We start from the raw sequence: 22,791 nt of genomic DNA, 5'->3' as shown, positions 1-22,791 counted from the left end.
GCGACGCCAACGAGTACGAACAGACACAGTTCCGGGTGGCTGCATGTGCGGGGCTATTGCGCGCTGCAGCGAAGACTTTGGTCCTACGCACGGCCAGACCGAAGGCTCGGTGAGGAACGTCTGCACAAGCTTCAGGTTTGGGGGAGCTTTGGCGCAAAGTTTCGCGTCCAGTGCAAGAGAGCTCACAAGGAGATAGCTATGAGAATGCGTCTTTCCACCGCAGCCGCGGGATTTCTGCTGCTGGCTGGTGTCGGTGCTGCCGCCGCTCAGGACGTGGTGATCGACCCGGAACAGGAGACGGTGATTAAGGAATATGTGAAAAAGCAGCCACTCGCTTCGGTGAAAATTCCTGGAGTGGAGCTCAACATCGGCTCAACCCTGCCCGACACAGTCGAGCTTCATGAGGTCCCGAACGTCAAATACCGCTACGTCGTCGTCGAAAACCGGACCGTTGTCGTTGATCCAGGCACACGCAAGATCGTCAAAGTCATCCAGTGACCTGAACGATTTGGGGAGGAGAAGCCCGCCGTTACCAAGTTAGGCGGCGCGGGGACGAAGCGTGTTTGATAGGCTGTCGGGCGGCAATCGATTTATAGATCTGCCAGCACGAGGCCTTGGGCAACGCTTGATCAACCCGCCGTGCTCATGGGCACGGCGGGTTTTTCCAGATGGAGGAGGATTTAGAACACGTTGTTAATTTATGATAGCTTTGCCGCGACGGGAGGCGACCAAATCATGGACAAAAGGGTCGAGGGAGACTCGGAGGAACTGGCGCGGGGCGAATTCGAGCTCAGAGCCGAACGGTATGGCGTGAACGCCTTCCTTCTCGTTGTCGAACTTTTAAACCTGCTGGAAAAGCGCGGAACCATCAGCAGCGACGACGTCGCGAAAATGGCCGATGCCGCAGCACTGGCTGTTGCCGCATCCAGTCAACCTGACATGAGCAGCATTAATCTCTTGCAGGCCATCGCTGCCGCGCGCCAGTCCAAATAACGGCTGTCGAGAGCGTTTTTCAGCTATTCCAAGTCCATGTCCAAACGGGGTTGCGAGGAGGTCCTATCGATTGCGCACTAAGCGTCCTTGCTGGCCGCGCCCCCGATGATCTCGTCGGCGCTGCGAGCATCGAGCACGGGCAGGGCGGCCCAGCGCCGGCGGCTGGCAGCTAGGTCTTCCAGCATTGCCGGCTTGCGAGCGTCGGATCCGAATCGACGTAGGCGCCCCTCCAGCGCGCTGCGAAGCGGAGCTAAACCCAACGCACGGATTCGTTCCCGATAACGTCGCGCTTTGGCGCGGTTGCGGCAGTCTCCATTGAGAACCAGCGACGGTCCTGCAGCCGGCTTTCGTCGACAAATAGCCACCGCAGCCGCGATCATCTTGCAATTTGCCGATCTTATGCGCGGCTGCACGTGATCAGGTCGTCGGCAGACAGTGCGATCGGGCACAAGAGATCGAGCGGCTCTGGGCCGGACGTTCCATGTGCCAGGTGTCGGACCCCTTTCCCATTCGAGGCGCAAGTGGGATAGTTGTGCAGATCTGCGATTTAGTTGATCTCCTTCACGACCACCAGAATGAGAACAGTCACGATTGTTCCATGGTGGCGCAATGGCAACGACCCGACTCTGATCTCTCTGCCCAAGTGAAATACTTTCCAAATAAGTCTCGCACCGAATTCTGCAAGTCTTTCTATCTCACAGTACGTCCTGCCGCTTTTGACAACTCCTTCCGCTTGCATATCTCGACACTCGGTCTTTCTTCGTTGTTCGGGTGATTCAGATCGGAGAAACGACAAGTGCCGGCAACCAAGATTTTGTGGGGACAGGTCCTCACCACCCTTGGGTTCGTCCTCGTGACAACATGGGCAGCGACACAATGGACGGCATGGCGGCTCGGCTTTCAGAGCCAACTCGGTTCGTCCTGGTTCGAACTGGCGGGACAGCCCATTTATCCCCCGCCGGCATTTTTCTGGTGGTGGTTTTTCTATGACGCCTACGCGCCGAAGGTCTTTGTTGAGGGCGCGGCGATTGCGGCAAGCGGCAGCCTGATGGCGATCGCCACCGCGATCGGGATGTCGGTATGGCGCGCGCGCGAGGCAAAGGACTCCGCGACCTATGGCTCGGCACGCTGGGCGACGCGAGACGAAATCAGAGCCGCAGGCATAGTCGGTCCTGATGGCGTGGTGCTCGGCAAGCTCGACCACGACTATCTACGCCATGACGGTCCCGAACACGTGCTGTGTTTTGCGCCGACCCGAAGCGGCAAGGGTGTTGGCTTGGTCGTGCCGTCGCTGCTGACTTGGCCGGGTTCGGCAATTGTCCACGACATCAAAGGCGAAAACTGGGAACTGACGGCCGGATGGCGGACACGTTTCGGCCGGGTGCTTCTGTTCGATCCGACCAATGCCGCATCCGCGGCCTATAACCCTCTGCTGGAGGTGCGACGAGGCGAGCGGGAAGTTCGAGATGTGCAGAACGTGGCGGATGTCCTGGTCGACCCGGAAGGCACATTGGAACGCCGCAACCACTGGGAGAAGACCAGCCATGCGCTGCTGGTCGGCGCCATACTGCATGTGCTCTATGCGGAGAAAGACAAGACCCTTGCCGGCGTGGCGAACTTCCTCTCCGACCCACAGAGGCCAATCGAGACGACGTTGCGCGCCATGATGCTGACCCGGCATTTGGGCGAAGCCGGCCCGCACCCGGTCGTGGCGTCGGCTGCCCGAGAACTGCTCAACAAATCCGAAAACGAGCGCTCCGGCGTGCTCTCGACGGCCATGAGTTTTCTGGGCCTCTACCGCGATCCGGTTGTGGCCAAGGTGACCTCATGTTGCCACTGGCGGATCGCCGACCTTGTCGAGGAGAGACCGACGAGCCTCTATTTGGTCGTGCCGCCATCGGATATCAGCCGCACAAAGCCGCTAATCCGCCTCGTGCTTAACCAGATCGGCCGCCGACTGACGGAAGATCTCCATGCGAAGGATCATCGACAGCGTCTGTTGATGATGCTCGACGAGTTCTCGGCGCTCGGCCGGCTTGATTTCTTCGAAAGCGCGCTGGCCTTCATGGCCGGCTATGGCATCAAGTCGTTCCTGATCGCACAATCGCTCAATCAGATCGAGAAGGCCTACGGACCGAACAATTCCATCCTCGACAATTGTCACGTACGGGTAAGCTTCGCCACCAATGACGAGCGGACAGCCAGCCGCTCGCCGGCCACAAAGACAACCACGCCGGCCTGATGACCAGGGATCAGATGGCGGTCCTCCGCGCCTCGATGTCGGTCGGCGACGGGCGGGAGTGGAACGCCTTCGAGGGATTGCCTGTTGGGGATTTGGAGCTGCAACGGTTCCTCGATGCCGTTCCGTTCGCGGCAAAGGGCCAGCGGCGCCGGCGCGCCCAGCGCATCGTGGTCCCTGGTCGTCTCGTCGCGGAAGCCAAAGGCAGCGTCTCCACGCAGGTCGGCTTCGGCAGAATTCTGGACGAGATTGCGCGGGCTGGCGGGCCGCTCGCCGACGCGATCGTCACGGCATCGCCCGATGTCACGGTTTCGACCAATCTCGGCCCCTGGGTCAACCGGCGCGGCCTGTTCGCGCGTCAGTCACTCGCCGACACTTTCCGCAGCGAACGCATCGCCTCGGCGCAGAAATGGGAATTCGGCACCTCCGGCCAGCACATCGAACTCGGCATCGCCGAGAACAATCTGTTCATCCTGCTGTCGGCCCTTGGGCTGTCGCATTCGATTTTCGGCAAACGGCTACTGCCGATCGGCACGCTCTACGATCCGTTCATCCAGCGCGGTCTCGATGCGCTCAATTACGCCTGCTATCAGGACGCGCGCTTCCTGCTGGTCGCCACGCCGTCCGGGGTCACATTGGCGCCGGAAGGCGGGGCGCATCAGTCGATCGCCACACCGTTGATCGGCATAGCGCAAGACGGGCTTGCCGCCTACGAGCCGGCTTTCGTCGACGAGTTGGGCGTCATCATGCGCTTTGCGCTGGATTATATGCAGCGCGACGGCGACGCCGTGCAGTCGGAGCGCACGTGGCTGCGCGACGAGACGGGCGGTTCGGTCTATCTGCGGCTCTCGACGCGCCCGGTCGAGCAGATCACGCGTAGCGTGACGCCCGTACTCGAGCAGGACATCGTCGACGGGGGCTACTGGCTGCGGCCTCCGGGTCCCAATGCCGAAGTGATTGTTGCCTATACCGGCGCGGTTGCGCCGGAGGCCATCGAGGCTATCGGCATGATGGCGGAGGACCGTCGCGATGTCGGTCTCCTGGCGGTGACCTCGGCCGATCGGCTGAACGCAGGCTGGACTGCCGCGAGCCGGGCACGCGAACGCGGCCTTGTTCACGCCAGGAGCCATGTCGAAAGGTTGTTTGCCGACCTCCCGGCGCATTGCGCCATCGTCACCGTCACCGACGGCCATCCGGCCGCGCTCGGCTGGTTGGGCTCGGTCTACGGCCATCGCACGCGCAGTCTCGGCGTCGAGCATTTTGGCCAGTCGGGCACGATCGGCGACCTTTACCGCCACTTCGGCATTGACGCCAATTCCATAGCCACAGCGGCCGACCGGATTGCCGGTGGCCGCCCCATCCGCTATCTGCGCGCTCTAGATTGATGCTGGCGACATTCTCTGGCCGAGGCCTGATCGTGGATCTGAAGTCATCCCACTCGCTGCTCGGGTAACGCAATATCTGAACGGCGCGCCTCTGTCGGACCGGGCTAGTGCTGAAGCCCGGTGATCATGGCGACGATCTCGTTCTTGTCGGTCTCGCAGGTCCTGCGCACGCCGATCTGTTTGCCACGTCTCAGAACACAGATCCGATCTGAGAGCCTGAACACCTGGTCGAGGCTGTGGCTGATGATCAGCACGCCAATGTTGCGCTGCTTCAGCGACAGAACAATCGTCTCGACCTTGGCGGTCTCGGCAACGCCGAGCGCGGCGGTTGGCTCGTCGAGCAGGATCAGCTTGCTTGCCCAGTGCGTGGCGCGCGCGATCGCCACGCCCTGGCGCTGCCCGCCCGAAAGATCGCGGATGGTGGCGTGAGCCGATGGGATGCGAACGTCGAGATCCTTCACCAGCTTTTCGGTGTCGTCGATCATCCGGCGTCGGTCGAGCAGGCCGAAGCGGTTCACCGGCTCGCGGCCAAGAAACATGTTCATGTAGACGGTCTGCTGATCGGCGAGCGCCAGGTCCTGATAGACCACCTCAATGCCGTGGGCGCGCGCCATGGTGGCGCTCGACATTGCCACCGCCTGCCCCTCGATGATGATCGTCCCGGATGTCGGAGCATGCACCCCCGTCACGATTTTGACCAGCGTCGACTTGCCGGCACCGTTATCGCCGACCAACGCCACTATCTCGCCGGGATAGAGCTCGAGCGAGAAATTTTCGATGGCGGTGAGGCCGCCGAAATTCTTGCGGATGTCGCGCAGCTGCAAAACAGGGGGCGTGCCGGTCGTGGTCGCGTTCATCACTTGCTCCTAGACAGGCCAGGCAGCGGTTTCGCCAAAACCGTTTTCGATCGTTTCGACTTGGGGCGCCCCCTTTGAGACACCGGAGATGCCGACCACGTAGGCGCGGGTCACGAACGCCTGGCCGCGAAAGCCGAACACCGCCGTGTCGCCGGGGCGTGGAGCATTGGCGCCGCTAGCGTCAATCATTGCGTAATAGTCGATTGCCGCAGGCGGCGGCACCTCGACGCTTCTGAGCGCGGCGGCGGCCGTGGTGGGTTCTGCGGACACGATTGCCTTCACCTCGTAGTCCGGAAAGATCGGATCGATATAGAAGCCGCCACCCAGGCAGTAGGCTTTGCCGCCAGACAAATGCGAGACCTCGGTCAAATACAGAACGGCAGGGAGCTCCGGCAGATCCTCCATGACGTGCAGCGCGGTGGTGCCGGCCAAGCCATTGCCCGGTTCACATTGCGTGGCGCCGGCTTCGGCCAGCGCGCCAATCAGGACACTCGACGTTGTGCCGGGCGCGTTCACCTCTATGTTGCTGCGGCCGGACTTGGCGAGCGCTTCGGCAGCTCTGCCCAGTGTCGCCAGATTGTGTGTCGGCAGGACCGTTCGCGTGGTCTGGTCGAACAACAGCGCCGGGAAGGTGGTGATACCAGCGAACCGTGCGCCGTCGAGACCATCCAGTTTTTCGGCGACCGCGGCGATATCGGCCGCCTCAAAACCACCTTCGTGGCCGCGGTAGAAAACGTCACCATCGGCGCGGATGCGGGCAAGCAGGTTTTGCGTGTACCCGGCGAGCCTTGCGCCGGCAGCGGCTTCTTCAGCCTTGGTGTCGTTGAAGACGGTCCAATAGTCCGGCCTGAACGTTTTGGCCGCCGCATTGGCCTCGTGCCTTGCGATCTGCTGCAGGTGGCCAAGATGACCGAGCCTCAGGCCGGCTCTGTGCGTTGCCCGCGCGCAGGCCATGTCGACGGCAACGGCCTGATCGATGCCGCCACGCTTGAGCGCATGGCAGAACGAACTGGCGCGGCCGACCTGCTTGGTCATGGCGAAAATCTTCAGGCCGAACCGGTCGGCGTCGCGCTTCAGGACCCGAGCGTTGCTTTCGACGGCATCGAGGTCGAGCACATAGGAATTAGCCGGCAGCTTTCCTTCCTGGTGCAGGCGCGTGGCGCTTTCTACAAAGCTCGGATTGCGGCGCCGCAGAACATCGAGGAACATGATAAAACTCCTTCAACGGGACTTTTCGCGCAGCGATACGGCGACGGCCGCAAGAATGATCAAGCCGCGCACGATCATCTGGTCCGAGACGGACAGGCCCATCAGGATGAGGCCGTTGTTCAGCATGCCCATCATCAGCGAGCCGACCAGCGCACCGACAATCGATCCCTTGCCGCCGTTAAGCAGGGTTCCGCCGACAATGACGGCCGCTATCACCGTCATAAGGTCGGTTTCGCCGAGCGTGTATTTCGCAGCCTGCAGCCGGCCGGCATAGAGCAGCCCGGCAAGGCCGGCGAGCCCGCCGCTTATGGTCAGAACGGCCAGCCTTATCTGCGCCACGCTGATGCCGGAAACACTGGCGGCACGGCTGTTGTCGCCGGTGGCCAGCACATGGGCGCCGAAGCGCGTCTCGCGAAAGATGAGATGCGCGATCGCAACGGCAATGACCGTCCACCAGATCAACGACGGGACACCCAGCAAAGAACCCGAGCCGAAGAAGCCGGTGAAGGCGTCGTTGGTGACCGGGATCGACCGCAAATCGGTCATCGAGCGAGATACCCCGGCAAACAACCCGAGCGTCGCCAGCGTTACCAGGAATGAAGGCAACTTGACGTAAGCCACGAGGGCGCCGTTGAGCAGGCCGATCAGCAGGCCGGCGCCGAGGCCGGCCAGCACCCCGGCCAACAAGCCGTAGGCGTTTATCGCCACCGCGGCGGCAAGGGCTGCCACGGCAACGATCGAACCTATCGAAAGATCAATCTCGCCCGCCGACATGACAAAGACGAGGCCGATCGCCATGATCGTCACGGGTGCCGTCTGCAGCACGATGTTCGATAGGTTGCGGACCGTCAGAAAACCGCTGTCCTTCAGTACGATCGCGAAGAACAGGAAGATCGCCAGAAATCCGAGATAGACGACATATTGCTGCAGGTTGAAGCGGCTGACCAAGCTCGCTGCCCGGCCGGGGCTGGTGTTGATACTCGACATTCTCACTTCCTCCGGCGGGGCGCCATTGTCTGCCGCTACTTCATGGCGGCCGCGACGGTCGCGGGCACGTCCTTGTTGAGGGACCGCTTCCACCCGTCCTTGACAGTGTCCTTGGTGACGGCGAGGGAATCGACCACGATGAACGGCGCGGCCTTCTTGCCGATCAACGAGGCGGCCGTGGCGCGCGCCAGCGTCACGCCGATGTCGTAGGCTTCGTCTGCGATGAGTGCTGCAACGTTGCCGCCTTTCACCATGTCCAATGCCGCCGGTTCGTTCAGGTCGAGCGTGACGATTTTGGTGTGGCTGTTGCCGGCCGCCCGCAATGTGGACAGCACGCTAAGCGCCGGCTCAGCCCAGGTAACGTAGATACCGTCGAGGTCTGGGTGCTGTGTGATCATCGCCTGCGCGATTTCCTCGCTGCGCGCGGGGTCGGCCATTCCGGCCTCGGCCACGATCTTCATGTCCGGATAGTTCTGCTCGATCGTGTGCTTGAATGCTCCATCGCGCTGGTTGGTGACGTAGAAATCGGCATCGTGAAAGATGTAGCCGACCTTGCCCTGCTTGCCGAGCGCGTCGGCCATTGCGATCCCGGCCTTGTTGCCCATCTGGAAAAGGTCGTCCGAAACGATGGTCACATAGTCCTTGTCCTGAACGTAGCCTGCCGGCGAATTGTCGACGAATCCCAATTTCACGCCGGCCTGGCGCGCAGGATCATAGACGGTGGCCGCACTTGCGGGATCGACCGGTAGGGACAGTATGATCGACGGCTTTTTGGCGAGTACTGTCTCGACGTCGGATTTCTGCCGGGCTGCATCAAAGCCAGCGTCGGTCTGAGCGACCACCCTGATGCCGAGCCGCTTCAGCTCGTCCTGGGCGCCGCTGTTCACCGCGTTGGTGTATTCGCTCATCTCATGCCAGACCAGCGCGGCGGTGTATTTGCCGTCCTTGATCTGCTGCTCCTCAGCTGGTGTGAGCACGACGCTCTTTGCCGGCGTCGGCTTTTCCCCGTTCGGTCCCGTGGTGGTGCCCTCAGCTGCGAAGGCGTTGGCGGCGACGAGCGCTACCAGTGCCGACAACATTCCAATTGCTGTGCGCATGTCAGTTTCCCTTGCTTTTATGGTGTCGGCGGCCCTGATTGGCCGCCGGGCATTCGCCTGTCACTTGGCCGCGTCGAGCACCGATTGCGGCGCGTCGCGGTTCAACGAGTCCTTCCAGCCCTGCGCAACGTTCTGCTTGGTCACGGTAAGCGCCGGGGCAACGACGAAGGCCGGCGTCTCCTGGCCGAGCAGCGCCTTGACGCCGACAGCGGCCATGGCGCGACCGAGCTCATACGCCTTGTCGGCCACCAGTGCGGTCACGTTGCCGCCCTTGACCATATCGAGCGCGACCGGTTCGGCGAGGTCGAGCGTAACGATCTTGGTCTTGGTATTTCCGCCTGCCCGCAAGGCCGACAGCACGCCGTCGGCCGGTTCGGCCCAGGTGACGTAGATGCCGTCAAGGTCGGGATGCTGCACGAGCATGGCGCTGGCCAGCTCTTCTGCCCGCGCCGGATCGGAGATCCCCTGCTCGGCGACGATCTTGATACCGGGATAATCCTTCTCGATCGTTGTCTTGAAAGCCTGGTCGCGCTGGTTCGTCACATAGTAACTGGCGTCGTGGAAGATGTAGCCGACCTTGCCCTTGCCATCGAGCGCCTTGGCCAGTGCATCGGCCGCCTGCTTGCCCATCTGGAACAGGTCGTCAGTGACGATGGCGGCATAGTCGGTTCCGTGCTTGTAACCTTTCGGCAGATTGGAAAGGAATACCAGCTTGGTGCCGTCGGTGAGCGCCTGACGGAACGCCTCGGCCGAAGTGACCGGATCGAGGGGCAGCGACAGGATGACGTTTGGCTTCGCCGCGAGCGCGGTTTCGATGTCGCTGCGCTGGCGCGCGGCGTCAAAGCCCGCGTCGGTGGTGGCGACGATTTGAATGCCGGCACGGGCAAATTCATCCTTGGCACCGGACGTGACCGCATTGGTGAAGTCTGAGGAGGTGTGCCACAGCAGCGCCGCCTTGTAGCCCTTCTCCTTTACTGCGGCCAGGTCTGCGTCCGACAATCTAACCTCGGCGCTGGGTGTCGCCGTCTCGCCGCTCGGTCCCACTGTCTGTGCGCCGGCTCCGCCGGCCAACAGCATAAGGCTGCCTGCAAGTGCTGTAGCAACAAGTCTGTCTATCAGCATGGTAGTTCTCCCATTTTCGCTCTCAGTTGTCCTTCATTCCGTAACGCCGCAATACTCCACCATGAACCGGGCGAAGCCTACGACGCCCGCCAGATATTCCTCGACATCGACGTGTTCGTCGAAGGTGTGGCAGTTGCGAATGTCGCCTGGCGCGCAGTACACGGCGGGGATGCCGAGCCGGTGGGTAAAAAATGATGACTCTGACCAGAATGGCGCGCCTTCGATGGCCCCGCGACCAGCCATCGATCGGGCCATGGCGGCAGCAAGAGCGCCGACCTCCGGCCTGTCGGGTGCAATCTCGGCGGCGTTACCCCCGAGCGGATGATCGCGGCCTGCCGGATAGGCGAACGCCAACATGATTTCGGGATCGGTGATGGCGCCGCGCACCACTGCCTCGATTTCGGCGGCGGCCTCGTCCAGCGACTCGCCGGGCAACAGCTTGCGGATCAGCGACAACGTGCAGCGTTCGGGCACCGCGATGTAGCCGCCGCCCGCAAGGCCGGTGATCAGCAGGAAGCCACGCCCAATCAGCGGGTGCTCGGCTCTTGTTGCAACATCTTCCGAATGCTTCCACAGCGCGCTCATGACTGCGTGGCTTGCACGCAAGGCATCCTTGCCGAGTTCGGGTACGCCGAAATAGGCTGATCGTCCGGTGATGGTGATGTCGCTAATGAAAAAGCCAATTTGGGCCGGATAAACCGAAAGGCGGGTAGGCTCCACATAGACGACGAAATCGGGCGCCACGACTTCGCCTCTCTCGATGCGGCCGACGAAGTCCTTGATGCCGGCGGAGACGCCGGTTCCAGGCTGGCCGCTCTCCTCGTCGCCGACGAAGGCAAAGGCAACGTCGCCGGCCAGTTGGATCTCGGCGGTGTCGAGCAGAGAGAGTGCCGATAGCGCGGAGCAGATGCCGGCCTTGAGGTCGCCGGCGCCGCGGCCCCAGATCTGCCCGTCGATCATTGGCGCGGCAAACGGATCCTGCTTGGTGGTGCCAGCCCAGTGCCCGCGCCAGCCCTCGACATGGACCGTATCGGTGTGGCCGATGAAGAGCAGCCGCTTGCCGGCGCCGGCACCTTTGCGCTCACCCCAGACGTTGGGCCGGCCGGGCGCGAATTCCGCACGCCGAATTTCGCTCAAGCCAAGCACGCGCATCCGGTCTTCAAGGAAGGCGACAAAGTTTTCTTCGTGACCGGTTATGCTTTCGCGGCCGATTGCCCCCTGCAGAAGCTCCACCGCTGCGTCGCAATCGAGGGCGGCGCGCAAGCGGGCGGTGATGTCCTTTGAGGCGGTCATAGCGTGGCCTCGCGCAGCACGGCCGAACTGGCTGGGGGAAGCGAAATGCGTCCGTCGGGCGCGTCGACGCCGAACAGTGTGTTGTGCAACTGGCCGAGCCCGATGGCGGCAGCGCCGATGAGCGCTGCCCGCGACCCGAGTTCGCTGGCCTCAACGGCGATAGGATAGGGGAAGCAGCGCGGCAGCAGGTCCCTAACGCGCAACAGGATTTCCGGCCGCAGCCCGATCGAGCCGCCCAGGACGACCTTTTGCGGATTGGCAATTGCCGCTATGGCCACAATGCCTTGCGCCAGGTAGCGCGCGGTTTCGTCGAGCACCGTCGCGGCATGCCTGTCTCCGGCCAATGCACTGTGGAAAATCGTCGGCACGTTGACGATGTTGCCCGTCAGCGCTGCGTAGCGTTCAACCATGGCGTTGGTTGCGACCACGCGCTCGAAAGCGCCGGCGCGCAACGATGTCGGCGCGAAAGGATCGGCGCCAATCGGCAAAAAGCCCATCTCGCCGGCTGCATTGCTGGCGCCCCGCACCAGATTGCCTCCAACCATGAGGCCGCTGCCGATACCGGTACCCAGCGCTATGAAGGCGAGATTGTCGATACCGCGGCCGCACCCCTGCCAGTTCTCGCCGAGCACCGCCAGATTGACATCGTTCTCGATCACTACATGAAACCCGAATGCCTGCTCGAAAGCGCGAACGACATTCATCGTGCCAAAGCCGGCAATATTCGGGGCAAGCAGGACGCGGCCCGTCTTCTTGTCGGGTGCGCCGGGAACACCAATCACCGCCAGCCTTATCTTTGTGCGCGAGATTCGGTGCCTCTCGGCCGCCTGAAGCGCTAGGTCCACGATCTGGTCGACGATGAACTGTCCGCCCCGAGGATCGGTCGGCGCCGTTTCCTCCGCGAATATCTGGCAGGCAAGATCGGTGAGGGCGACCCGGACTTTGGCGCCGCCAAGGTCGACGGCCGCGATGTAGGCCGCGTCAAATACGAGTTCGTAAGTGACAGCCGTGCGTCCGACATGTCCGCTCGTGCGCCCTGTCTCCTGCACCCAGCCTTCCTGCTCGAGTGTCCTGACGATCTCGGAGATTGTCTGCTTGGACAAGCCGGTCTGCTTTGCGATCGAAGCGCGCGAGATCGGCCCGCCTTGCACGATCGCCTCCATGACGGAGCGCTGCGAGAACTGACGAGAAATGCGCGGCAAGTCGTTCAACAGCAGCTCCGATTAATTCGTTCTATGACCGAACTTAATAATCATTTTGGACGGCCGTCAACTGGCCGCTCAAAATCAGGATGCGTCTAGCTTCAGCACGCAGGGCAATAGGATTAGAGTTCAATAGGTTAGGAGTTGACGGCCGCCTAATTCTCAAACTGCCACTTTCTACCTAGGTGCAGTATGAGAGCGTTAAGAGGTCAATGAGATAGCACCTTGCGGGTGTGGTGAAACTGCTAGACGCGCTGGATTCAAAATCCAGTTCCGAAAGGAGTGTCGGTTCGATTCCGACCACCCGTCCGAGCATGCACATCGTAGCGTCGTCGGGCGGGATGGTGATGGCGGAGGACCGCTATCCACGGAATCGCGTCAAATCACCAGTACCTACATCGGCTATTTGAGGTTCGCCTCAAGCTTTTCATCCCCAAAAGAATTGCCTCCCAGGTGCGGCTCGATATCCGAAGCTTGGCTATCCTGTGCCACATGCTTGCCCTCACGTTCGCACCCTAAGGGCTTGCTCCAGTCTGTCGGCGATCTGTGTGACGATATAGGCAATCACCATGTAGATCACGACGGCAATCACGAACGCTTCGAGGTAGTAGTAATTCAGCGCGGCGGTCAACTGGGACTGGGCGAAGATGTCGACAACCTCGATGGCGAACCCGAGGGAAAGCGCCTTCATGATCACCATCATCGAGGTTGTCAGGTCTGGAATTGCGGTGAGGGCCACCTGGGGAAATAGGATCCGTCGGAACAGTTGGCCGCTTGTATAGCCCAGCGAATGGGCGGCGTCCGACTGACCGGTATCGAAGGCGTTGAGGGCTCCTTTGATGATCTCCGCTTGGAACGCCGCAACACAACCGGTGACTGCAATGACAAGGATTACCCAGTTGGGCGTTTCGTGGGCGTTGAAGTTGATCCCGAGCAACGAGAGCAGGAACTGGAGTGCCGGGGGCAGACCGAAATAGGCGAGGAAAATCACGATCACCATCGGAACGCCCTTGAAGACGACCTTGTAGGCCATGATGAGCTCTCGCAGCACGGGGATCCGCCTATGTTCGACGAGCGCAAAAAGGCTGCCGACGATCGTCGACAGGACGAAAATCGTGAACGCCATGGCAAGCGTTACGGGTACGGCGCCCAGAATTTCCCGCGAGTCTTGGAGCAAAATGTCGGTATCAAACATGGTCGAATACCCTCGTTACGTCACACGCTCGCGACGGCCGCGTTCTTGATCTGAGCTGTTGTCGTTGTCTCTGGCGCTTGCATCGGGGAGCGGAGCTCGAAGAAGCGCACGACGAGCCACGCGACAAGGCACATCAGCGAATAGATAACCGCCAGCACGAGGTACGTTTCGAACTGGTACTGGTTATAGTCGCGCTCCATGATCAAGTGCGCGGTCGCCATCACGTCCGCAGCCCCGATGTACATGACCAGCGCAACGTTATGGATCAGGTAGATGATGGAGTTTCCATAGCCCGGCAATGCGAAGTGCACCGCTTGCGGGCCAACGACGCGGGTGATTTTCTGGCGGAAGGTATATCCCAGACTGTCGGCCGCATCATGCTGGCCGCGATCGACGGCCAGGTATGCAGGTCGCATGACTTCCGACAGATACCCTCCATGATAGAGGCTCAGCCCCACCATCGCAGCGATCGTTGCAGAAATAAAATCCTTGGCGCCGAACAGGATCACCAACAAGGGCAGCCCATAGAACGCGACGAACAACTGCAGGACGACGGGAACACTCCGGGCATAGGACACGTAGAGGTCAGTCAGATGACTGATTACCGGTATCCTCCGAACCCGGAGTGTTGTCGCGACGAGAGCCAAGCAAAAGCCGACGACCATGGCCGTAAAGGTAATGGCGAGCGTCAGCGGCAACGCCGAGAGCAGCTCGGGAATCATAGCAGAAACATCCACTTTGAAACGCTCCTTCTTTCAATTCAGCCTTACCGCTGGCTATCGCTATAGTGTGGCGAAAGGTCCTGTTACTTCATGTATTTGACGATGTCCTCGCCGAACCATTTCTGCGAGAGTTTTTCGATCGTGCCATCGTCTTTTAATTCCTTGAGAACCTTGTTCACGTCGTCGGCTAAAACCTTGTTTTCGTCCGACCTGTGAATCAGCATGTAGGTGTTGTTGCTGAAGACCGGATCGGATGCCACAATATCGAGCTTCTTTTCCTCGATGACGGTCTGCTCACCGAGATTAGACGGCAAGACAAGCGCGTCGAATTTGCCGTTCTGAACTTCGTCCAGGCGGTTCGGATAGGGAATACCGGCGCTAGATGCCGTTACTTCAAGCTTGTATTGTGGATTTTCTTTTTGCCAATTCATGATGAACTTGTATGTTCCACCGCCGGCCGTGGTCGGAACGATCCTCTTGCCGACCAAGTCCTTCATTTCCTTTATGCCGCTGCCTTTTTTGCTGTAGATCTTCATCAGGCTGGCGCCCATGGGGTTTTCCGGAATGAAGAACTGCTTGGCGCGCTCAGGCGACTTGTAGTAGCCACCGACCGCGATGTCGTACTTGCCCGTGGCGAGGCCGGTTTCCTGCGCGATATCCGAAACACCTTCCATCTCAAACTTGTACTGCGGGAGCTTTGCGTTGATCGCTCTCAGAAGATCGGGCTCATAGCCTTGCGGCTCGACGCCGATCGCGCCCCATGCCAGCGGCTTGGATTCGGCAGACGTCGCGATCTTGATCGTGCGAACGGTCTGACCATAGCTGATCCCTGCGGTTGCAAGGGCAATTGCGATGCTGCCAGCGACAGCCAAGGCATAGCGACGGGAAAAATTGGATTTGATAGCAGACATTTCTTGGTTCCCTTCTTGTTGGACTATTGAAATGCGAGTTCTGACTGCAGGAATTGAGCAAGTCTTGGGCTGGAAGGTGCATCGAAGATCTCAGCCGGACTGCCATCGGCGGCAACGACGCCCCGATCCATGAAGACGATGCGGTTTGAGATGCTTTTTGCAAATTGCATCTCGTGGGTCACAAGCAGCGAAGTGATGCCAGAGGACGTGACGTCTCTAATCACCTTCAGAACTTCGCCAACAAGTTCAGGATCCAGCGATGACGTGGGCTCGTCGAAGAGGATCACATCCGGACGAACTGCCAACGCACGTGCAATACCGGTACGCTGGAGCTGACCGCCCGAGAGCTGGGATGGGTAGCTGTCTCGCTTCGAGGAGAGGCCAACCCGCTCAAGCTCCCGTTGGGCGATTTCCTGCGCTTCTTCCCTGGATTTGCGCTGCACCACAACGAGCGGATCCATAACGTTCTGAATCACCGTCATGTTCTTGAAGACGTTGAACTGCTGGAAGACCATGGCTGTTCGCAACCGTATCGCCTGGACCGCGGTCTTGTCGGCATGCTGGTAATCCATCTGGATCTGATCGAACCCGATGGTCCCGGATGACGGCTTGGCCAGGTAGTTGATGCACTTCAGCAGCGTGGTCTTACCGGTGCCGCTAGGCCCGATAATCGACACCACATCTCCGCGTTTCACCGAAAGATTAACGCCGTTCAGGACCTGCGTGCTTCCGTAGGACAGTTTTATATCTTTGAGTTCGAGCATTTCTGATTGGTGTCCTTCATTTCCTAGAGGAGGGACAAACAGCCAGAACAGCTGGATGATTGCGGAGCAGCCAAGAACTCATCTGCATTGGTTCCCTCTTATCCTTATGAGCCACCAGTTCAGCTGGCTCTGATTGGAGACGCCTGGGCGTGGTGATGATACGCAATGTCATTTCCCGGTCTCCGCATGGCCGAGAACGTGCATCAGCCGGTTTGCCCAGCCGAAGATCGAGATGGCGTGGATAAGGTCGATGATCTCGGCATCATTCATGCCGACGGATCGCAGCGTGGCGATATCGTCTGCGGTCGCTTCCGAAGGCGCCGCCGACAGCCGGCGGGCAAAGCTGTAGATTGCCGCATCGCGCGGCCCAAGCTTTTCGGGTTCGTCGAGGTACAGCGCGGTGACCACATCGTCGCTCTTGGTCAACTCCGCATGTCGGCGGGCGTGAACAACGGCACAGAATTTGCAACCATTGACCATCGAGGCGCCCAAGGCGCCAAGCTCGCGATCGGGACGGGCGAGCCCACCCTCGACGTACATGATCGCGTTGAACAAGATGGTGCGGGCAAGATAGCTTTCCGGATCATGCACAAGGGTCCGTACATATTCCGAAACTTTCTTGGCGGAGGGTGTAACCTTCATCGCATCGAGCTGTTCCGGCGTGGCCTCGGATAGCTCGACCGGCGCGATGTATGGCTGCCAGTTCAGCGGCTTCAGGCGCACCGAGGAAATCATGCCGACCTCATCAGGCGCAAGCCGGTCGCCACCCGTGTCTGGAAGTTGATGAAGGCGATCAGCTCGGAGAGCGCGACTATCTGAGGATTGTTCAATCCAGCCTTCTCCAGGAGAGCGATATGGCTCGCTTCCGCCTTTTTCGGCGTCAGGGTGATCAGGTCAACATGACGGACGATGGTCGCCAGGGGTTCAATCAAATCCGTTTGGCCGTGGGCCAAGGCCAGAAGCTGCTCGGTCGGACCAAGCTGAGCCAGCTGCACATCATATTCGGCCACCAGGGCCGGATCGGCGTTCAGGGCGGCCATGCGACGGGCAAGAGCAACACGCAAATTCGGCGCCAGCCCCTGATGGTTTGCCGGCTGCAGCACCGATAGGCGACATTCTTCCGCCCCCTGCACGAATTCGGGCCGAAACCGCCTTACGGCGAAAAGGGTATCATCCGGTGAAAGGCCGGCAGCCTTGTCCATCGCGTCGATCACAACGCGGCCTCCTTCTGCAGCAAGGGTGTTGAATCGACCCATTCGTCGCCCAGAAGTTCGGGCGTGTCGTAGGCGATCAGATTGGCGAAGTGGGTTTCGACATCCTCGGCAAACAGCGATGCGGCAATGCCGCGGACGAGACGGTCGGCCCCGGCGCTGACGGCCGGGATATCGCCAGAGACCTTGCCATGGGTCAGCATGGCGGCGTCGTTGAAGCAGTGGATATGCGCCAGCATCGGGCAGGAGCCGGGGACGCGTTCGCGAAACTCGAAGGCCGGACCGAGATCCGGCGCGTCCGACATGCCTGCACGAGCCGGCCCCATATCCGGCCTATATCGGCCATCCGACCAGGTGCGGATATGTGGGGCGATCGCCGCAAATTCCGGGCGGCCGCTGAAGTCATTTGAAAAGCCGGTTGCCGCGATCAGGAAGTCGTAGCGAATCGGCCCCTGCGTGGTTTCCACCAGCAGGGTCCCTGCTTCCTCCTTCACCGCAACTATGCCGCAGTCAAGAAGGAACCGAGCATTGGGGTGGCGAGACACGCGGAGTGTCGATGAACGCGGCGGCGGTGTCTGGGTCGAGGCGGTATAATCGAAGAATTTCCACTTCCAGGCATCGGGCAAGTGATGCATGCCGAGTACAACACCCGGGCTGCCAATGCCGGTCAGCTTGTTGATGCGCGGCATTTCCTTGCGCCGGATCAACATGTCAACAGAGCCGACTCCCGCCTCGAGTGCCGTTGCGGCATTATCCATGGAAGAGGCACCGGCACCGATCACCGCCACGCGCTTGCCTTTCAGCGCATCGAAATCGATGTCGTCGGCAGAATGGGCCCAATAGGCACGATCGATGCCGCTGAGGAAATCGGGCACGGCAAAACCGCCCAAACCGGACCGACCGGTGGCCAGAACGAGACGACGGGTGAGGACCTGGCCGGTTTCCGCGCCCTCGACATCGATCGCAATCAGATCTCCAACGGGTGCCAGTCCGGTCATGCGCACGCTGTTGCGCACCGGCAGACCGAGAACCTTGCGGTACCAGACCAGGTAGTCCATCCACTGGCCCTTGGGGATTTTGTCCAGCGACCGCCAGGCCTCAACGCCCCATTGCGCCGTGAACCAGGCGCGGAACGTCAATTGCGGCAGGCCAAGCGACGGACCGTGCAGGGTTTTCGGCGACCGGAGCGTTTGCATGCGGGCAAACGTTACCCATGGTCCTTCGAGCCCGGCCCTAGCCGCATCATAGGCCACGACATTGGTTATCCCGGTCAGTACCAGCTTTGCCGTGGCAGCAAGTCCGCACATGCCGGCGCCGATCACCACGACATCACGGACCGGCACGCCATCGCGCGAACGCGCGGGAACCCATGGCTTGGCGGGCAGTTCGAGAAAGTCGAGATCCTGCGCGAACTGTGCTTCGAGCGCAGCAAGACCTGTCGACGTTGGCGCGGCGGGGGTATGCTTCATATTCCCGTTCCGTGATTTGTGCCGGATGCAGGATCGTTCACCAATTCGCCAGCGAGGGTCGGATCTAGTTTCTTGAAGCCGACGATCGACCGTTCAGCCACCGCCTCGACCGCATCCATCAACGCCTGCGCGACTGGACGGAGGGGGCGTTTCTCGGCAGCCACAACGCCCCAATAGAAAAGAACGGTCACGTCGATCGGGCGAATGACGACCCCGGGCAAGGCCACGCCATAGGCGGTGAGAGGATCGATGACAGCCGCAACGCCAGTCCGCCGAACGATCTGCAACGCGCCATATGCTGTATTCGTCCGGATCACTGGCCCGGTGTCGATGCCCCTGGCCGCCAATGCCTTGGAGACATGCAACTGGAAACGTAGGGGGTTGAGCAATGTGGCGACGCGGCGACCGGCAAAAGCGGAAAGCGGTATGACGTCAAGTTCAGCCAGCGGATCGTCCTCCCGCACGGCAGCAACATCAGGCGCCGAATAGAGCCTCAGGACATCCAGACCGGGCGTATCGAGCGGCAGGCTCGAAAACCCGATCTCGGCACGTCCGCTGCGCACTTCCTGCGCGACGATCGAGGGGAGAAACTGCCCGAGATGCGTCTCGTCTGGAAGCTCGACACCGTTGAGCTCGGCCATAGCCGTCGGGATCAAGCCAGTTCCGATCGCAGAGGTCGCAACGATTTGCAGAATCCGACCTTTGCCGGCGGCAATCATCTTGGCCCGCGCCGCTAGCTCGGTGAAGGACATCAGCAAGCGCCGCGCCTCCTCCTCGAAGGCCACACCCTCCTCGGACAACTGCACCCGCCGACCGACACGGTGCAGCAATTCGAAGCCGAGCTCCGCCTCGAGATCCTGAATGGTGCGTGTCACCGAAGGCTGGGAACACCCGAGCATCTCGGCAGCCTTGGTGATGCTGCCACTGGCAGCAACAGCAAGAAAGGCCTGTAGATCTCGTGTTTCCATTTACGCCTACATGCGCGTTGTGTATGAATAAGATCGTCTCATGCGGATTTGATATATGTCAAGGCGGAAATAATATGGCCGGAGACGCCTCGGTGATTCGCCGTACGGTCGGAATGATTCGCAAGCCCACAGAGCGTCGCCGGCCGTCTCGGCCGTGTGGCTCGAACGCGTTCCAGCTGAACCCCATGGATGACGATTTCATGGGTAGCCAGGCTCAAGGAAGCGATAGGTTTCGATCGAGTTGTGCCTGCCTGCTGGGCGTGCATGCAATGGCGGTCGCCGCGCTGCGATACATAAAGACTGGAACAGGAGAAATCCTATGAGGGTGAGTATTCTGGGGGCCGGCGCAATTGCTTACGGCCTTGCTGCCTACTTGGCGGAGGCGGGGCACGATCCAATGCTTTGGTCGCCGTCGGGAGAGCGCACCAAGGCACTGGCCACCGGCGAATCGCTAACGGCTACGGGCGCTATCGAGGCAACGGTGTCGGTGCGTATCGCCAAGGATTGTAAAGATGCCATTGCCAATGCGGACGTGGTGATGATCGCGCTGCCGGCTTACGGCCACAAGATGGTGATGGATGCTGCCACTCCTTATCTGAGCGAGGGTGTACCGGTCATCATCAGCTCGCATAGTTCTTTCGGGGCGCTGTATCTCTCCAAGCAACTGGCAAAGCGCAAGGTCAGCCTGCCGATCGTCGTCTGGGGCACAACGCTCGTGACCGGCCGCCAGCTCGGACCGACTGAAATCGATGTTGTCACCGTTCGCCAGAAGCTTGATGTTGCGACGCTGCCTTTCGATGCGCTGGACCAAGGATTCGAGCTTTGTACGGCCCTGTTCGGCGATCGTTTCGTCAAGCGCGACGGCCTGCTTGCGATCGCGCTCAGCAACCTCAATCCGCAGAACCATCTGGGGATTGCCCTTCTCAATCTCACACGCATGGAGAAGGCCGAGCAGTGGAGCCAGGGTGGAAACGTCACGCCGGCCGTCGGACGCTTTGTCGAGGCTCTGGACGCCGAACGATTGGCGATCGCCGCCCATTTTGGAATTGCCGTGCGCACAGTTGAAGAGCATTTTTCATTGTCGTTTCACGTCCCCATTGGCACCGTTTCGGAAATGAACCAGGAGATGGATCGCCAAGGCCGCGGCGGCTTCGGCCCGTCAACTATCGAAAGCCGCTATGTTCTCGAGGACGTTCCTTTCGGGCTGCTACCGACGGTACTTTTGGGGAAGATCAGTGGAAATCCAGCGATCCTCCATGAGTCTGGAATCAACATATTCTCGGCAGCCTATGGTCGCGATCTCAAGAGAGACAACAATATCCTTCCAGCACTCGGCATCGAAGGACTGGCAAAAGCGGATATTGAAAACCTTTGCCGTAAGGGATTTTGACGAGACAAAGAGCTGCGCCGCTGATCCGATTCGGCATGAGCGGCGACTATTCTCCAAATCCTAACGAATGGTTGTTGCTTAAACCAGAATCGAGGCCGCTCTGAGGCTTGTCATATCCCCTCCAGGAGGATAGTATTAAGATATGAGCCAGCAATCTCACGTCCACGAAACCCACCCCGATATCGTCAAGCGCCTGAAACGGGCCGACGGACATCTCAAGGGCGTCATCGAAATGATCGAAGCGGGTCGGCCCTGCCTCGACCTTGCCCAGCAGCTTCATGCTGTCGAGAAGGCCATTTCGCAAGCCAAGAAGACCCTGATCCAGGATCATCTCAACCATTGCCTTGAAGACGTCGTCGGGCCGCTGGCGCGCGAGCAGCGCCGCTCGATCGACGAGTTCAAGGACATCACCAAGTACCTGTGAGAAGCGCCAGATGGACAAAGTTCGCGATTGGTTCGGGTTTGGCCCGATGACGCATGGCATGGGCGGCCACGGACATGATCACGGTGATGGCGGCCATGGCCACACACACGGCGTCATCGATCCGACGATCGCCACGACAACGCGCGGCATCTGGGCGATCAAATGGTCATTCGTCGTTCTGGCCATTACGGCAGGGCTTCAGCTCGTGGTAGTGTTCCTCTCCGGCAGCGTGGCGCTGCTGGCCGACACGATCCACAATGTCGGCGACGCGGTTACTGCTATTCCGCTGTGGATCGCGTTCGTGCTGGCCCGCCGCAAACCGAGCAAGACGTTCACCTATGGCCTGGGCCGGGTCGAGGATCTGGCCGGGATCGTCATCGTTCTCATCATCCTCTTCAGTGCCATCGTCGCTGGCTATGAGGCGATCGACAGGCTGATCAATCCGCGTCCCATCGCATTTCTCGGCTGGGTCGCCATCGCCGGCCTCATAGGCTTCATCGGCAATGAAGCGGTCGCCGTATTTCGTATCCGCGTCGGGCGAGAGATCAACAGCGCTGCGCTGATCGCGGACGGCTACCATGCTCGCACCGACGGCTTTACCAGTTTGGCGGTCGTGCTGGGCGCTATTGGCGTATGGCTGGGCTTTCCGCTTGCCGATCCGATCATAGGACTGCTGATCACCGTGGCGATCTTCGCCATCGTCTGGCAGTCGTCGAAAGCCGTGTTGACGCGCATGCTCGATGGTGTCGAGCCCGCCATCATCGACGAAATCCATCATGCCGCCGAGCATGTGTCGGCCATCGGGCGCGTTGAAAGCGTGCAGGCACGCTGGATCGGACATCGCCTGCATGCCGACGTCGCCATCAGTGTTCCGGAGATGGCGACGGCCAAGGACGTGCTGGGCGTAACCGATGCCCTCAAGCAGGAGTTGTTCGCCCATTTGCCGGCGTTGGTGGAAGCCAATGTCCGCCTGTTGAGCCCGGCCGCGCCGGCCGTCACTGGCGCGGAAACCTCTCATGCTCACCATCATGCGCCGGAGCCCTTTAAGGTCGCCTGCGGTCTGGCTGCGGGGACGTTGGAAATCGTCGACACACCGGCCGGCGAGCGGATACGGCTGACCATCGATCGCCACGCCGACGATCTGGCAGCGACGGTGATCATCGACCGGCCCGGCGGGCCGGAGACGCTTCGCCTCGAACCTGTCGGCGACAACCATCACCGCCTTGAGAGCACCGTCGCCCCTGCCGAACCGCATGAGTTCCAGGCAAGTCTGGTGCTGACCGCGAAAGATCGCGAACAGGTGCTGCCGTTCAAGATGGTCGAACCCGAAGGTCACCATCATTAGGTCGACTG

Annotated in this window: 20 protein-coding genes, 1 tRNA gene and 2 pseudogenes; 8 read left to right on the top strand and 15 right to left on the bottom strand. The window is 60.6% G+C overall.

Annotated features, from left to right (window positions below; translation table 11 throughout):
• Positions 1–198: 198 nt before the first annotated feature.
• The 4 genes and pseudogenes from NKI67_RS02555 to NKI67_RS02535 form a co-directional block, all read left to right on the top strand.
• Positions 199–498: a DUF1236 domain-containing protein gene (locus NKI67_RS02555; protein ID WP_352644394.1), complete on the top strand. Its 300-nt coding sequence runs from the start codon at positions 199–201 to the stop codon at positions 496–498.
• Positions 499–735: 237 nt separating this feature from the next.
• Positions 736–993, top strand: a complete 258-nt coding sequence (locus NKI67_RS02550) for a hypothetical protein (RefSeq protein WP_352644392.1) — start codon at positions 736–738, stop codon at positions 991–993.
• Between the two features lie 796 nt (positions 994–1,789).
• Positions 1,790–3,226: pseudogene (traG, locus tag NKI67_RS02540) on the top strand (IncP-type conjugal transfer protein TraG); the annotation flags it as partial.
• Positions 3,199–4,617, top strand: a pseudogene (locus NKI67_RS02535) (transketolase-like TK C-terminal-containing protein); the annotation flags it as partial. The pseudogenes traG and NKI67_RS02535, both read left to right, overlap by 28 nt.
• 104 nt (positions 4,618–4,721) lie before the next feature.
• Here the strand turns inward: NKI67_RS02535 and NKI67_RS02530 are convergent.
• The 7 genes from NKI67_RS02530 to NKI67_RS02500 are packed head-to-tail and all read right to left on the bottom strand — an operon-like array spanning position 4,722 to position 12,393.
• Complete coding sequence (locus NKI67_RS02530) at positions 4,722–5,474, bottom strand: ATP-binding cassette domain-containing protein (protein WP_352644390.1); 753 nt, start codon at positions 5,472–5,474, stop codon at positions 4,722–4,724.
• Between the two features lie 9 nt (positions 5,475–5,483).
• Entirely contained in the window at positions 5,484–6,683 is a 1,200-nt protein-coding gene (locus tag NKI67_RS02525) for an alanine racemase (RefSeq protein WP_352644388.1), read from the bottom strand.
• 12 nt (positions 6,684–6,695) lie between these two features.
• Positions 6,696–7,670: an ABC transporter permease gene (locus NKI67_RS02520; protein WP_352621950.1), complete on the bottom strand. Its 975-nt coding sequence runs from the start codon at positions 7,668–7,670 to the stop codon at positions 6,696–6,698.
• Positions 7,671–7,705: 35 nt separating this feature from the next.
• A complete protein-coding gene (locus NKI67_RS02515) occupies positions 7,706–8,767 on the bottom strand; it encodes a substrate-binding domain-containing protein (RefSeq protein ID WP_352644386.1) in 1,062 nt (353 codons plus the stop codon).
• A gap of 60 nt (positions 8,768–8,827) precedes the next feature.
• On the bottom strand, positions 8,828–9,889 hold the full coding sequence (locus NKI67_RS02510; RefSeq protein WP_352644384.1) for a substrate-binding domain-containing protein: 1,062 nt from the start codon (positions 9,887–9,889) through the stop codon (positions 8,828–8,830).
• Between the two features lie 33 nt (positions 9,890–9,922).
• Positions 9,923–11,182 carry a M20 family metallopeptidase gene (locus NKI67_RS02505; RefSeq protein ID WP_352644382.1) on the bottom strand — a complete coding sequence of 420 codons (1,260 nt, stop codon included), beginning with the start codon at positions 11,180–11,182 and terminating at the stop codon, positions 9,923–9,925.
• Positions 11,179–12,393 carry an ROK family transcriptional regulator gene (locus NKI67_RS02500; RefSeq protein ID WP_352644380.1) on the bottom strand — a complete coding sequence of 405 codons (1,215 nt, stop codon included), beginning with the start codon at positions 12,391–12,393 and terminating at the stop codon, positions 11,179–11,181. The genes NKI67_RS02505 and NKI67_RS02500 overlap by 4 nt, the downstream gene beginning before the upstream one ends.
• A gap of 218 nt (positions 12,394–12,611) precedes the next feature.
• Between NKI67_RS02500 and NKI67_RS02495 the strand changes: the two genes are divergently transcribed.
• Positions 12,612–12,693 (top strand) — tRNA-Leu (locus NKI67_RS02495).
• Between the two features lie 193 nt (positions 12,694–12,886).
• Here NKI67_RS02495 and NKI67_RS02490 read toward each other — a convergent pair.
• The 8 genes from NKI67_RS02490 to NKI67_RS02455 form a co-directional block, all read right to left on the bottom strand.
• Positions 12,887–13,579: an amino acid ABC transporter permease gene (locus NKI67_RS02490; protein ID WP_023679368.1), complete on the bottom strand. Its 693-nt coding sequence runs from the start codon at positions 13,577–13,579 to the stop codon at positions 12,887–12,889.
• A gap of 20 nt (positions 13,580–13,599) precedes the next feature.
• Entirely contained in the window at positions 13,600–14,316 is a 717-nt protein-coding gene (locus NKI67_RS02485) for an amino acid ABC transporter permease (protein ID WP_023679367.1), read from the bottom strand.
• Between the two features lie 68 nt (positions 14,317–14,384).
• Positions 14,385–15,212 (bottom strand): transporter substrate-binding domain-containing protein, encoded by an 828-nt coding sequence (locus NKI67_RS02480; RefSeq protein ID WP_352644377.1) that lies wholly within the window; start codon positions 15,210–15,212, stop codon positions 14,385–14,387.
• Between the two features lie 23 nt (positions 15,213–15,235).
• Complete coding sequence (locus NKI67_RS02475) at positions 15,236–15,976, bottom strand: amino acid ABC transporter ATP-binding protein (RefSeq protein WP_023679366.1); 741 nt, start codon at positions 15,974–15,976, stop codon at positions 15,236–15,238.
• Positions 15,977–16,144: 168 nt separating this feature from the next.
• Positions 16,145–16,711 (bottom strand): peroxidase-related enzyme, encoded by a 567-nt coding sequence (locus NKI67_RS02470; protein WP_352644375.1) that lies wholly within the window; start codon positions 16,709–16,711, stop codon positions 16,145–16,147.
• A complete protein-coding gene (locus NKI67_RS02465; protein ID WP_352644373.1) occupies positions 16,708–17,190 on the bottom strand; it encodes a CMD domain-containing protein in 483 nt (160 codons plus the stop codon). The genes NKI67_RS02470 and NKI67_RS02465 overlap by 4 nt, the downstream gene beginning before the upstream one ends.
• Positions 17,187–18,656 (bottom strand): NAD(P)-binding domain-containing protein, encoded by a 1,470-nt coding sequence (locus NKI67_RS02460; protein WP_352644371.1) that lies wholly within the window; start codon positions 18,654–18,656, stop codon positions 17,187–17,189. The genes NKI67_RS02465 and NKI67_RS02460 overlap by 4 nt, the downstream gene beginning before the upstream one ends.
• A complete protein-coding gene (locus NKI67_RS02455; RefSeq protein ID WP_352644369.1) occupies positions 18,653–19,624 on the bottom strand; it encodes a LysR family transcriptional regulator in 972 nt (323 codons plus the stop codon). Before NKI67_RS02455 ends, NKI67_RS02460 begins: the two co-directional genes overlap by 4 nt.
• A gap of 319 nt (positions 19,625–19,943) precedes the next feature.
• Between NKI67_RS02455 and NKI67_RS02450 the strand changes: the two genes are divergently transcribed.
• From NKI67_RS02450 to NKI67_RS02440, 3 genes are all read left to right on the top strand, one after another.
• Positions 19,944–21,014 carry an NAD/NADP octopine/nopaline dehydrogenase family protein gene (locus NKI67_RS02450; RefSeq protein WP_352644367.1) on the top strand — a complete coding sequence of 357 codons (1,071 nt, stop codon included), beginning with the start codon at positions 19,944–19,946 and terminating at the stop codon, positions 21,012–21,014.
• 142 nt (positions 21,015–21,156) lie between these two features.
• Positions 21,157–21,438: a metal-sensing transcriptional repressor gene (locus NKI67_RS02445; protein ID WP_352622689.1), complete on the top strand. Its 282-nt coding sequence runs from the start codon at positions 21,157–21,159 to the stop codon at positions 21,436–21,438.
• A gap of 10 nt (positions 21,439–21,448) precedes the next feature.
• A complete protein-coding gene (locus NKI67_RS02440; RefSeq protein ID WP_352644365.1) occupies positions 21,449–22,783 on the top strand; it encodes a cation diffusion facilitator family transporter in 1,335 nt (444 codons plus the stop codon).
• The last annotated feature ends 8 nt before the right edge of the window (positions 22,784–22,791 follow it).

This window comes from Mesorhizobium sp. M0408, from assembly GCF_040321495.1.
In the GTDB taxonomy this organism is placed as follows: domain Bacteria; phylum Pseudomonadota; class Alphaproteobacteria; order Rhizobiales; family Rhizobiaceae; genus Mesorhizobium.
Note: the sequence above shows the minus strand (reverse complement) of the source record. Positions and strands in the feature narration are given on the sequence as shown.